Annotated in this window: 13 protein-coding genes and 1 other annotated feature; of the genes, 11 read left to right on the top strand and 2 right to left on the bottom strand. The window is 57.7% G+C overall.

The annotated features are described in order from the left end of the window. The first annotated feature begins 69 nt into the window (after positions 1–69). From V4835_RS23545 to V4835_RS23510, 8 genes are all read left to right on the top strand, one after another. Entirely contained in the window at positions 70–1,095 is a 1,026-nt protein-coding gene (locus V4835_RS23545; RefSeq protein WP_331413961.1) for a zinc-dependent alcohol dehydrogenase family protein, read from the top strand. A 115-nt stretch (positions 1,096–1,210) separates the two neighbouring features. Then, complete coding sequence (gene yidA / locus V4835_RS23540; protein WP_063145112.1) at positions 1,211–2,023, top strand: sugar-phosphatase; 813 nt, start codon at positions 1,211–1,213, stop codon at positions 2,021–2,023. A 226-nt stretch (positions 2,024–2,249) separates the two neighbouring features. Beyond that, on the top strand, positions 2,250–2,939 hold the full coding sequence (gene dgoR, locus V4835_RS23535) for a D-galactonate utilization transcriptional regulator DgoR (protein ID WP_063145113.1): 690 nt from the start codon (positions 2,250–2,252) through the stop codon (positions 2,937–2,939). Then, positions 2,936–3,814 (top strand): 2-dehydro-3-deoxygalactonokinase, encoded by an 879-nt coding sequence (locus tag V4835_RS23530; protein ID WP_331413959.1) that lies wholly within the window; start codon positions 2,936–2,938, stop codon positions 3,812–3,814. The genes dgoR and V4835_RS23530 overlap by 4 nt, the downstream gene beginning before the upstream one ends. Further along, complete coding sequence (locus V4835_RS23525) at positions 3,798–4,415, top strand: 2-dehydro-3-deoxy-6-phosphogalactonate aldolase (RefSeq protein ID WP_331413958.1); 618 nt, start codon at positions 3,798–3,800, stop codon at positions 4,413–4,415. The genes V4835_RS23530 and V4835_RS23525 overlap by 17 nt, the downstream gene beginning before the upstream one ends. Next, a complete protein-coding gene (gene dgoD / locus V4835_RS23520) occupies positions 4,412–5,560 on the top strand; it encodes a galactonate dehydratase (protein ID WP_331413957.1) in 1,149 nt (382 codons plus the stop codon). Before V4835_RS23525 ends, dgoD begins: the two co-directional genes overlap by 4 nt. 86 nt (positions 5,561–5,646) lie before the next feature. Continuing rightward, complete coding sequence (locus V4835_RS23515) at positions 5,647–6,984, top strand: MFS transporter (RefSeq protein ID WP_331413956.1); 1,338 nt, start codon at positions 5,647–5,649, stop codon at positions 6,982–6,984. A 51-nt stretch (positions 6,985–7,035) separates the two neighbouring features. Then, positions 7,036–8,265, top strand: coding sequence for a DUF3748 domain-containing protein (locus V4835_RS23510; RefSeq protein WP_331413955.1), 1,230 nt, complete (start codon positions 7,036–7,038; stop codon positions 8,263–8,265). On the opposite strand, the gene V4835_RS23505 is transcribed toward V4835_RS23510, so the two are convergent. Beyond that, positions 8,262–8,594 carry a YceK/YidQ family lipoprotein gene (locus V4835_RS23505; RefSeq protein WP_032640291.1) on the bottom strand — a complete coding sequence of 111 codons (333 nt, stop codon included), beginning with the start codon at positions 8,592–8,594 and terminating at the stop codon, positions 8,262–8,264. The genes V4835_RS23510 and V4835_RS23505 overlap by 4 nt on opposite strands. Before the next feature lie 248 nt (positions 8,595–8,842). After that, positions 8,843–8,914, top strand: a sequence feature (ROSE (Repression Of Heat Shock gene Expression) occurs in the 5'-region of heat shock genes and acts as an RNA thermometer to modulate expression.). On the opposite strand from V4835_RS23505, the gene ibpA reads away from it, so the two are divergent. From ibpA to V4835_RS23490, 3 genes are all read left to right on the top strand, one after another. Further along, positions 8,908–9,318: a small heat shock chaperone IbpA gene (ibpA, locus tag V4835_RS23500; protein ID WP_008500162.1), complete on the top strand. Its 411-nt coding sequence runs from the start codon at positions 8,908–8,910 to the stop codon at positions 9,316–9,318. Its footprint overlaps the feature before it by 7 nt. Positions 9,319–9,454: 136 nt before the next feature. Further along, on the top strand, positions 9,455–9,883 hold the full coding sequence (gene ibpB / locus V4835_RS23495) for a small heat shock chaperone IbpB (protein ID WP_023333939.1): 429 nt from the start codon (positions 9,455–9,457) through the stop codon (positions 9,881–9,883). 172 nt (positions 9,884–10,055) lie between these two features. After that, positions 10,056–11,717 carry a putative transporter gene (locus V4835_RS23490; RefSeq protein ID WP_063145118.1) on the top strand — a complete coding sequence of 554 codons (1,662 nt, stop codon included), beginning with the start codon at positions 10,056–10,058 and terminating at the stop codon, positions 11,715–11,717. On the opposite strand, the gene V4835_RS23485 is transcribed toward V4835_RS23490, so the two are convergent. Further along, the gene (locus V4835_RS23485; RefSeq protein ID WP_331413953.1) at positions 11,685–12,431 is read right to left on the bottom strand and encodes a GntR family transcriptional regulator; all 747 of its coding nucleotides are present in this window, start codon (positions 12,429–12,431) and stop codon (positions 11,685–11,687) included. The two genes, V4835_RS23490 and V4835_RS23485, sit on opposite strands and share 33 nt — an antisense overlap. Positions 12,432–12,523 lie beyond the last annotated feature (92 nt).

The following is a 12,523-nucleotide window of genomic DNA, read 5'->3' as shown; positions in this document are numbered from 1 at the left end:
GCCACTGGCGACCTTTAGTCAACGGTAGACTGTCATGACTAAAGCTCATCTGATGGCAGGAGAAATAAAATGACAGAGACAATGCAACGCTGGTCCATGGACGCCCTCGGGCGCGAGAACCTCAAGCTGACTCAGGCGCCCGTTCCACAGCCAGGCCCGGGTGAAGTACGCGTACGGGTGAATGCCGTTGCGCTTAACTATCGCGATAAAATGGTTGTTGAAGGCACCATGCCGATCCCGCTTTCCTTCCCGTTTACCCCGGCGTCTGACATGGCGGGCGTGGTGGACAGCATTGGTGAAGGCGTTACGCGCTTCAAACCCGGCGCGCGCGTCATCTCAACCTTCTTTCCCGAGTGGCTCGACGGTAAGCCGCAGGCGGACGCGCGCAATCTGCCCTACAAAACGTCCGGCGGATACTTCCAGGGCATGCTGTCCGAGTATGTGATTGTGAATGAAGACGCGCTGGCGGCCTCCCCGGAGACGCTGGATGACGCCGAGGCCAGCACCTTACCCTGCGCAGGGCTTACCGCCTGGTTTGCGCTGGTGGAGCGCGGTCAGCTCCGCGCCGGGCAATCGGTACTGGTGCAGGGCACGGGCGGCGTGGCGATATTCGCCCTGCAAATTGCAAAAGCCCACGGTGCGGAGGTGTTTGTCACCTCGGGGAGTGATGAAAAACTGGCGCTGGCCAAAACGCTGGGGGCCAGCCAGGGCATCAACCGGCTGAAAGGCGACTGGGCTGAAAATACGCTGGCGCTCACGCAGGATCGCGGCATCGACCATATTATTGAAACCGTAGGTGGCGAGAACCTGAAGCATTCCCTGCGCGCCGTTGCCGTTCACGGACGTATCTCTGTTATCGGCGTGCTGGCCGGGACGGAGATTACGCTCTCTGCTGGCGAACTGTTGCTGAAATCCCCCGTCATTCAGGGGATTGGCGTTGGCCACCGCCGGGCGCTGGAAGATTTTGTCCGCGCCGTGGATGTGACCGGACTGAAGCCGGTGATCGAACATCGCTACCGTTTTAACGAGCTTGAACAGGCGTTTGAACACCTCGACCGCGGCGCGTTCGGTAAAATCGTTCTCACCCGCGAGTAAGCCTTTGTTCCCCGGGATAAGCGTAAAAGGGGTGTTTCTGTTGCGCAATGTAGCTCTATTTTTGTGGGCTTAATCGCGTTAGCATGAGGCAGCAATCATTTATCCCGGGGAACTCATGGCTATCAAACTCATTGCAATCGATATGGACGGCACGCTGCTGCTGCCAGACCACACCATCTCTCCAGCCGTTAAAAACGCGATCGCCGCGGCGCGCGCAAAGGGCGTGAATGTGGTCCTGACCACGGGCCGTCCGTATGCGGGCGTACACAGCTACCTGAAAGAGCTGCACATGAATCAGCCTGGCGACTACTGCATCACCTATAACGGCGCGCTGGTGCAGAAAGCCGCAGATGGCAGTACGGTTGCGCAAACCGCGCTGAGCTACGATGACTACCTGTTCCTGGAAAAACTGTCCCGCGACGTGGGGTCCCACTTCCACGCGCTCGATCGCAATACGCTCTATACCGCCAACCGCGATATCAGCTACTACACGGTACATGAATCCTACGTTGCGACCATTCCGCTCGTGTTCTGTGAAGCGGAGAAAATGGACCCGGCGACGCAGTTCCTGAAAGTGATGATGATCGACGAGCCGGAGATTCTGGATAAAGCGATTGCGCGCATTCCGGCCGAGGTAAAAGAGAAGTACACCGTGCTGAAAAGCGCGCCGTACTTCCTCGAAATTCTCGATAAACGCGTCACTAAAGGCACCGGCGTGAAATCGCTCGCTGATGCGCTGGGTATCAAGCCGGAAGAGATCATGGCTCTGGGTGACCAGGAAAATGACATCGCGATGATCGAGTTCGCGGGTATGGGCGTGGCGATGGATAACGCGATCCCGTCGGTGAAAGAAGTGGCTAATTTTGTAACCAAATCCAACCTCGAAGACGGCGTTGCCTACGCGATCGAGAAATTTGTGCTGCAGTAACAGTCGCTCTGAATAATAAGCCTCGGTTATTAACCGGGGCTTTTTTTTGCGCTGAATTTATTGGATTGTTCTTTTTGTGATCTTGATTGTAGTACAACATTAATTGATTGTACTACATTGTCACCGCGGCGAAGACGAACTCTCTCACGTTTGTACTGCAAAAGTGAGGTGAAATTCAGCGGTCGCGGTAAAGTAGTGATGGACATACAGAGCACAAGGACTCTCCATGACTCTCAATAAAACCGATCGCATCGTCATCACGCTGGGCACCCAGATTGTGGGGGGCAAATACGTTCCCGGTTCGCCGCTGCCAGCAGAGGCTGAACTGTGTGAGGAGTTTGAAACCTCGCGCAACATCATCCGGGAAGTGTTCCGCTCGCTGATGGCGAAGCGGCTGATTGAAATGAAACGGTACCGCGGCGCGTTTGTTGCCCCGCGCAACCAGTGGAACTACCTCGATACCGACGTACTGCAGTGGGTGCTGGAAAACGACTACGACCCGCGGCTTATCGGCGCGATGAGCGAAGTCCGAAACCTGGTGGAACCGGCCATCGCCCGCTGGGCGGCGGAGCGCGCAACCTCCGGCGATTTGGCCCAGATTGAGTCGGCTTTAAACGACATGATCGCCAATAACCAGAACCGGGAGGCGTTTAACGAGGCGGACATTCGCTATCACGAAGCGGTGCTGGAGTCGGTGCATAACCCAGTATTACAGCAGCTTAGCGTGGCGATCAGCTCGCTACAGCGAGCGGTATTTGAACGTACCTGGATGGGCGATGAGGCTAACATGCCGAAAACGCTCCAGGAACATAAAGCGCTGTTCGATGCGATACGGCATCAGGACGGCGATGCGGCAGAGCAGGCGGCACTAACTATGATTGCCAGCTCGACACGAAGGCTAAAGGAAATCACATGACATCTCGCTACATCGCAATTGACTGGGGATCGACCAATCTGCGCGCCTGGCTGTACCACGGCGAACAGTGCCTGGAGAGCAGGCAATCAGAAGCAGGCGTGACGCGCCTGAACGGTAAATCCCCTGAGGCGGTGTTAGCAGAGGTCACACAACACTGGCGCGACAGCGCCACGCCGGTGGTAATGGCGGGCATGGTCGGCAGTAACGTAGGCTGGAAAGTTGCGCCATATCTGCCTGTTCCCGCCCATTTTTCCGCTATTGGCGAGCAGTTAACGTCCGTTGGCGACAATATCTGGATCATTCCCGGTTTGTGCGTCTCTCGCGACGATAACCATAACGTGATGCGCGGCGAAGAGACGCAGCTGCTTGGCGCGCGCACGCTTTCTCCTTCTTCTGTCTACGTCATGCCCGGGACGCACTGCAAGTGGGTCCAGGCCGACGCTGAGCAAATCCACGATTTTCGCACCGTAATGACCGGCGAACTGCACCATTTGCTGCTCAACCATTCACTGGTGGGAGCCGGTTTGCCGGAGCAGGAAGCCTCGTCAGAGGCGTTTGCTGCCGGGCTTGAACGTGGGATCGCTTCCCCTGATGTTTTGCCGCAGCTTTTTGAGGTTCGCGCCTCGCACGTGCTGGGAAATCTCCCGCGCGAACAGGTCAGCGAATTTCTCTCCGGCCTGCTGATTGGCGCAGAAGTCGCCAGCATGCGTGATTTCGTCGCGCACGAGCAGGCCATCACCCTTGTCGCCGGCGCATCGCTAACGTCGCGCTACGAGCAGGCGTTTCGCGCCGTTGGGCGTAACGTTTCAACGGTATCCGGCGACACGGCATTTCAGGCAGGAATAAGGAGCATCGCTCATGCAGTGGCAAACTGATCTTCCCCTTATCGCGATTTTGCGCGGCATCACGCCCGATGAGGCGTTAGCCCACGTCGGTGCGGTTATCGACGCCGGATTCGACGCGGTAGAAATCCCGCTCAACTCGCCGGAATGGGAAAAAAGCATTCCGGCCGTGGTGGAGGCGTTCGGTGAGAAGGCGCTGATTGGCGCAGGCACCGTGCTGCACCCGGAGCAGGTGGATGAACTGGCGAAAATGGGCTGCAGGCTTATCGTCACGCCCAACATTCAGCCTGAGGTGATCCGCCGCGCCGTGGGTTACGGCATGACCGTCTGCCCGGGATGCGCCACCGCCACGGAAGCCTTTGCTGCTCTGGATGCGGGCGCGCAGTCGCTCAAAATTTTCCCGTCATCGGCCTTTGGTCCGGACTACATCAAAGCGCTGAAAGCGGTCTTACCCGCCAGCGTGCCGGTCTTTGCCGTGGGCGGCGTAACGCCAGAAAACCTGGGCCAGTGGATGAGCGCGGGCTGTGTGGGCGCGGGGCTCGGCAGCGATCTGTATCGCGCCGGGCAGTCCGTGGAACGTACCGCGCAGCAGGCGGCAGCATTTGTGAAAGCGTATCGAGAGGCAGTGAAATGAAAATAACCAAACTCACCACGTACCGTTTACCCCCGCGCTGGATGTTCCTGAAAATCGAAACCGACGAAGGGGTTGTGGGCTGGGGCGAACCGGTGATTGAAGGGCGCGCACGCACCGTTGAAGCCGCGGTGCACGAGCTGGGGGAATACCTGATTGGTCAGGATCCGGCACGCATTAACGACCTGTGGCAGGTGATGTACCGCGCGGGCTTCTACCGAGGGGGGCCGATCCTGATGAGCGCCATCGCCGGTATCGACCAGGCGCTGTGGGATATCAAAGGCAAAGTGCTGAACGCGCCGGTCTGGCAGCTGATAGGCGGCCTGGTGCGCGACAAAATAAAAGCCTACAGCTGGGTCGGCGGCGACCGTCCTGCGGAAGTGATCGACGGCATCACGCAGCTGCGCAACATCGGCTTCGACACCTTCAAGCTCAATGGTTGCGAAGAGATGGGCATTATCGACAACTCGCGCGCGGTGGATCGCGCGGTGAATACCGTGGCGCAAATCCGTGAAGCCTTCGGCAACGAGATCGAGTTTGGTCTGGATTTCCACGGCCGCGTCAGCGCGCCGATGGCCAAAGTGCTGATCAAAGAGCTGGAGCCGTATCGTCCGCTGTTTATCGAAGAGCCGGTGCTGGCCGAGCAGGCGGAGTACTATCCGAAGCTGGCAGAACAGACCCACATTCCTATCGCGGCGGGTGAACGCATGTTCTCGCGCTTCGAGTTTAAACGCGTGCTCGAAGCGGGCGGCATTGCGATTCTGCAGCCGGATCTCTCTCACGCGGGCGGCATCACCGAATGCTACAAAATTGCCGGGATGGCCGAAGCCTACGATGTGGCGCTGGCGCCGCACTGCCCGCTCGGACCAATCGCGCTGGCTGCCTGCCTGCACGTCGACTTTGTCTCCCGCAACGCGGTGTTCCAGGAACAGAGCATGGGCATTCACTATAACAAGGGCGCGGAACTGCTCGATTTTGTGAAAAATAAAGAAGACTTCAGCATGGAAGGCGGTTTCTTTAAACCGTTAACGAAGCCGGGCCTTGGCGTAGAGATTGACGAAGCCAAAGTCATTGAGCTGAGTAAAAATGCGCCGGACTGGCGTAACCCACTGTGGCGTCATGAGGACGGCAGCGTAGCGGAATGGTAATCGCCATCCCGTAGGCCCGGTAAGCGCAGCGCCACCGGGCAAAAAAACGTACATACAAAAATATAACCCTCTGTAAATTACAGGGCATGGTGAGCGGCTTCGCTATGCCCAAAATCTGGAGACAGATTGCGATGGATATTCCTGTTACCGCTACAAAAACCGGGCGTCGCCGCTACCTGACGCTGATTATGATCTTTATTACCGTGGTCATTTGCTATGTCGACCGCGCCAACCTTGCCGTGGCATCGGCCCATATTCAGGAAGAGTTTGGCATCACCAAAGCGGAAATGGGCTACGTCTTCTCGGCGTTTGCCTGGCTGTATACGCTCTGCCAGATCCCCGGCGGCTGGTTCCTTGACCGCGTCGGTTCACGTATGACCTACTTTATCGCCATTTTCGGCTGGTCCGTGGCGACCCTGTTCCAGGGCTTCGCGACCGGGCTGATGTCGCTGATTGGCCTGCGCGCCATCACCGGAATTTTCGAAGCGCCCGCGTTTCCCACCAACAACCGCATGGTGACCAGCTGGTTCCCGGAGCACGAGCGTGCGTCTGCCGTCGGCTTTTACACCTCCGGGCAGTTCGTTGGCCTGGCGTTCCTGACGCCGCTGCTGATCTGGATCCAGGAGCTGCTGAGCTGGCACTGGGTGTTCATCGTCACCGGCGGGATTGGCATTATCTGGTCGCTGATCTGGTTCAAGGTTTACCAGCCGCCGCGTCTGACCAAAAGCATCACCAAAGCCGAACTGGACTACATCCGCGACGGCGGTGGCCTGGTGGATGGCGATGCGCCGGTGAAAAAAGAGGCGCGCCAGCCGCTGACCAAAGCGGACTGGAAGCTGGTCTTCCACCGTAAGCTGGTGGGCGTTTATCTGGGCCAGTTCGCGGTGACCTCCACGCTGTGGTTCTTCCTGACCTGGTTCCCGAACTATCTGACCCAGGAAAAGGGTATCACGGCGCTGAAGGCGGGCTTTATGACCACCGTGCCGTTCCTCGCGGCGTTTTTCGGCGTACTGCTCTCCGGCTGGCTGGCCGATAAGCTGGTGAAAAAAGGCTACTCGCTGGGCGTGGCGCGTAAAACGCCGATTATCTGCGGCTTGCTGATCTCAACCTGCATCATGGGTGCCAACTACACCAACGATCCGGTGTGGATTATGACCCTGATGGCGGTGGCGTTCTTCGGTAACGGTTTCGCCTCTATCACCTGGTCGCTGGTGTCGTCTCTTGCGCCGATGCGGCTGATTGGCCTGACCGGCGGCGTGTTCAACTTCGTCGGCGGGCTGGGCGGGATCACCGTACCGCTGGTTATCGGCTACCTGGCGCAGGACTACGGCTTCGGCCCGGCGCTGGTCTATATCTCTGCCGTGGCGCTGATCGGGGCACTCTCCTACATCCTGCTGGTGGGCGATGTGAAACGAGTAGGCTAATCCCTGCGGATGTTTTACCCTGATGCACTCAGCGTGCATCAGGGTATCCTCATGAAACAAATCACCTTCGCCTCCCACCATCATCAGCTCACTAACATCAATACCTGGACGCCGGACAGCCAGTGGCTGGTGTACGACGTGCGCCCGTCCGGTGCGTCGTTCACCGGTGAAACCATCGAGCGGGTCAACGTCGTTACGGGTGAGGTAGAGGTGGTTTATCGCGCCACTGACGGCGCGCATATCGGCGTGGTGACCGTTCATCCTGCACAAGAGAAATATGTCTTTATCCACGGCCCGAAAAACCCGGACGCAGACTGGCACTACGATTTTCATCATCGCCAGGGGGTGATTGCGCAAAACGGTCAGGTGAGCAACCTGGACGCGATGGACATCACCGCGCCTTACACCGCAGGCGCGCTGCGCGGCGGCAGCCACGTCCATGTCTTCAGCCCGAACGGGCAGCTCGTCAGCTTTACCTATAACGACCATGTCCTGCACGCGCGCGATCCTAAACTTGATTTACGCAACGTCGGCGTGGCTGCGCCTTACGGCCCGGTGAACCCGCAGGGAAACCATCCCCGTGAATATTCGGGAACCTTCTGGAGCGTGCTGGTTAGCCGCACGACGCCTAACCCACAGCCGGGCAGCGATGAAATCAACCGCGCTTACGAAGAGGGCTGGGTGGGCAACGACAGGCTGGCGTTTATCGGCGACACCCTCTCTGCGCAGGGCGAAAAAGTACCCGAACTGTTTATCGTCGACCTGCCGAAAGACGAGCAGGGCTGGAAGCGTGCGGGCGATGCGCCGCTACAGGGCACCGCAGAGACCCTGCCAGCGCCGCCTGCCAGCGTGATGCAGCGTCGATTGACCTTCACTCACCAGAACCGTTATCCAGGGCTGGTGAACGTGCCGCGTCACTGGGTACGCAGCAACCCGCAGGGGACGCAGATCGCGTTTCTGATGCGGGATGATAACGGCATTGTGCAGCTGTGGCTAATCTCTCCTGAGGGCGGTGAGCCACACCAGTTAACCCATACTGAGAGCGGCATCCAGTCTGCATTTAACTGGAATCCTTCCGGCGACCGTCTGGGGTTTGTGCTCGAAAATCGGATTGCCTGCTGCGACGCGCAGACCGGAGAGGTGACGTTTTTAACGTCCGATCACGGTAACCCGCCGTCTGCTGATGCGGTCGTGTTTTCCCCGGACGGGCGCGTTATTGCGTGGATGGAAGAGACGGGCGGTTTCCGTCAGCTTTGGGCAACGGAAACCGCGCAGCACTAGCGTGGAGGCATCTCTGCGGGCGGGATGACGGCGTTTGTCGCCAGATTCTCCTGCTCGCTTTTTTCTACCCGTGAGCGCACGGAGCTGTCCTTACGAAACATATCCCACGGCAGCAGAAGCGTATCCGCCACGGCCGTAAACGGCATATCCAGGATAACCAGGGATTTGGTGCCCCAGTTTGTATCGTCATCGGAGATCATCGCCGCGCTGGCGCGCGTCCCCGGATATGTTCCTTCTTTACCGCCGGTGTGAGACATCACGCTCGAACACCCGCAAAGTAAAACAACCCCGCTGAACGTCGTCAGCTTTATCAGAACATTTTTCATCATCACTCAGTCATCGTTAATGGCACTGCATAGACCTGCAACTCAGGGTTATAGCGAGCCTTATCCAAAATGGATAGCCCGATAACCCCGCACTGTGGCAGCCATCGCAATTTAACCCTTTGTGCTGTTGTCCCAGTCTAAGCGAGATGCAGGAAAGTGCAAAAAAAAGTGCAGTTGGTGTGCTTGAAAAGCCCGATTGCAGACCCATTTTAAGAATGTGACCCGATAACGAACTCGCCTGATGGGTGTTCGGGGGCGCAAAGGCCTGTCCATGGTGGAAGGCTACAATTTCTCGCTGATTTCAGGAGTTTTATTTATGCGTAACTTCGATCTTTCTCCGCTATACCGTTCTGCAATTGGTTTTGACCGCCTGTTTAACCATTTAGAAAATAACCAAAGCCAGAGCAACGGCTACCCTCCATACAATGTTGAGCTGGTTGACGAAAACCACTACCGCATCGCCATTGCCGTCGCCGGTTTTGCAGAAAACGAACTGGAGATCACCGCGCAGGACAACCTGCTGGTGGTGAAAGGTTCCCATACGGCCGAGCAGAAAGAACGTACCTACCTTTATCAGGGCATCGCCGAGCGCAACTTTGAACGCAAGTTCCAGTTAGCCGAGAACATTCACGTTAAAGGCGCGAACCTGGTCAACGGCCTGCTGTTTATCGAACTGGAACGTGTGATTCCGGAAGAGAAAAAACCGCGTCGTATCGAAATTAACTAATTACGCGGGTCGCGTGAGCGGCCCACCCGGACTTGCTTGCCGTAACGGGAGCATATGCGAATCCATCGGGATTTGCAGGAACAACTGCGCACAAAATTGAACTGTGCCGAACTCGCTTCTCAGAAGGAGATTTAGTATGCGTAACTATGATTTATCCCCCCTGCTGCGTCAGTGGATTGGTTTTGACAAACTGGCTAACGCCCTGCAAAGCACCACCGAGCAACAGACGTTTCCGCCGTACAACATCGAAAAAAGCGACGATAACCACTATCGCATTACCCTTGCGCTGGCCGGTTTCCGCCAGGACGATCTGGACATCCAGCTTGAAGGCACGCGCCTGACCGTGAAGGGGTCGCCGGAAAAACAAGAGACCGAGACCAAATGGCTGCATCAGGGGCTGGTTAATCAGCCGTTTAGCCTGAGCTTTACCCTGGCAGACCATATGGAAGTGTCCGGCGCAACGTTTACCAACGGGCTGCTGCATATCGACCTGCTCCGCAACGTGCCGGAAGCCATCGCGCCGCAGCGTATCGCCATTAGCGAGCGGCCGGCGTTAAACAGTTAACAAGCCCGCCGAACCTGTAGGTCGGGTAAGGCGCAGCCGCCACCCGACAATACTCACAGACTGCACTAAGCCCTGCTCCGGCAGGGCTTTTTTGTGCGCCATCGCCCATACAACCGTATCCAGCTCTGAGAGAATCCTTATCATAACTAAGGTTATGCCAAGGAAGTGGATCATGAGTGATATCGCGTTAACCGTAAGCGTGTTGGCCCTGGTCGCTGTTGTTGGCCTGTGGATAGGGAATATCAAAATCCGCGGCGTCGGGTTTGGGATTGGTGGGGTGCTGTTTGGCGGCATTTTTGTCGGACACTTCGCCGACAAGCTCGGGCTGGTTCTCAGCGCTGAAATGCTCCACTTTACCCAGGAGTTCGGCCTGATCCTCTTCGTTTATACCATCGGTATTCAGGTGGGGCCGGGCTTTTTCGCCTCACTTCGGGTCTCTGGATTACGGCTCAACCTGTTTGCCCTCGGCATTGTGGTGATGGGCGGGCTGGTCACCGCAATTCTGCACAAAATCTTCGATATCCCGCTGCCCGTGGTGTTGGGCATTTTCTCCGGGGCGGTCACCAACACGCCTGCGCTCGGTGCCGGGCAGCAAATCCTTCGCGATTTGGGCATTGAACCCGGCATTGTCGACCAGATGGGGATGAGCTACGCCATGGCCTATCCGTTTGGGATTTGCGGCATTCTGCTCTCCATGTGGCTGGTACGCGTCCTGTTTCGCATTAACGTCGACAAAGAGGCGAAGGACCACGAAACCACGCTCACCAACGGCCATATGCCGATCAAAACCATCAACATTCGGGTCGATAACCCCAACCTGAATAATATGGCGATTCAGGACGTGCCGATCCTGAACAGCGCCAACATCATCTGCTCCCGCCTTAAGCGTGACGATATGCTGATGGTGCCCGCGCCCGGCACCGTTATCCAGCAGGGCGATCTGCTGCACCTGGTCGGCCAGCCCGGCGATTTAAACAACGCGCGGCTGGTGATTGGTCAGGAGGTGGATACTTCGCTCTCGACCCGCGGCACCGATATGCGCGTGGAACGCGTTGTGGTGACTAACGAGCAGGTTTTGGGCAAGAAAATACGCGATCTACAGGTAAAAGAGCGCTACGACGTGGTGATCTCCCGCCTCAACCGTGCGGGTGTTGAACTGGTCGCCAGCCCGGAGGCCAGCCTGCAGTTCGGGGATATCCTCAACCTGGTCGGGCGCCCGTCGTCCATCGACGCCGTGGCGGATATGGTGGGTAACGCCCAGCAAAAACTGCAGCAGGTGCAGATGCTGCCGGTGTTTATCGGTATCGGACTTGGCGTGTTGCTCGGCTCTATTCCGGTGTACGTGCCGGGCTTCCCGGTGGCGCTCAAGCTGGGCCTGGCGGGCGGGCCGCTGATTATGGCGCTGATCCTCGGGCGTATCGGCTGTATCGGCAAGCTCTACTGGTTTATGCCGCCGAGCGCCAACCTGGCGCTGCGCGAGCTGGGCATCGTCCTGTTCCTGGCGGTGGTCGGGCTAAAATCCGGCGGGGATTTTGTCGATACCCTGGTCAAGGGCGAAGGGATGAGCTGGGTCGGTTACGGCATCTTTATCACGGCGATCCCGCTGCTGACGGTGGGAATACTGGCGCGGATGTTCGCCAAAATGAACTACCTGACCCTGTGCGGCATGCTGGCGGGCTCCATGACCGATCCGCCCGCGCTGGCCTTTGCCAACAACCTGCACGCCACCAGCGGCGCGGCCGCGCTCTCCTATGCCACCGTCTATCCGCTGGTGATGTTCCTGCGCATCATCACACCCCAGCTACTGGCGGTGCTGTTCTGGGGGATGAGCTAGCAGGTCGTCCGGGTGGATGCGCCGCAGATGGTAGTCCACCTGGTAATCGCTGGTATTTCGGAACATCACGGAATAGTTGAGGAACTCGCCGCTGTCGCTGTAGGAGAGAGAGGTAATGCGCAGCAGCGGCGTTTGTTCCGGCAGGTTCATATAACCGGCCAGCGTTTTATCTGCCAGCACCGGCGTCAGGCTCTCGTAGTTGCCGCTAATGGTGATCCCGCACTCCTTCTCGATGTAATCAAACTTAGACCCCTCAAGATGCGCCAGCGACAGATTGCGGAACAGCTTCACCGGCATAAAGCTGTCTTCCAGCATCAGCGGTTTTCCGTCCACGTAGCGCACACGCCGGGAAAAGTAGATCCGCTCATCCACCTGAATCCGCAGCTGGCTGGCGATGGCGGGTGGGGCGGGCATCACTTCGAACTGCAAGACCTTGCTCTGCACCTCTTTTCCCTGCTGACGCAGCACCTCCACCAGCCCGGTCAGGTTGGTGGTTTCGTGGTGAACGTCTTTGCGTGAGACAAAGGTCCCGCTGCCGTGCCGCCGCTCAACCAGCCCCCAGCTCACCAGCAGATCCAGCGCATTGCGGATGGTCATTCGCGCCACGCCGAACTCCTGCGCCAGCGCTTTTTCGCCGGGCAGCGGGCTGCCGATGTTGTAGTCCGACGAATTCAGCCGCAGCCGCAACCTGTCGGCAATAGATTTGTAGATCACCAGTAGACCTCTATGCCCTTATCAGGGCGTGGATTGCGTCCTGACATGTCCATGTTTACCTCAAAAAGTAGACCTGATTGGTCAAAATAAAA

Source organism: Enterobacter cloacae complex sp. CARB60 (genome assembly GCF_036487345.1).
GTDB lineage: Bacteria > Pseudomonadota > Gammaproteobacteria > Enterobacterales > Enterobacteriaceae > Enterobacter > Enterobacter asburiae_D.
This window is presented reverse-complemented; position numbering and strand designations above follow the sequence as displayed.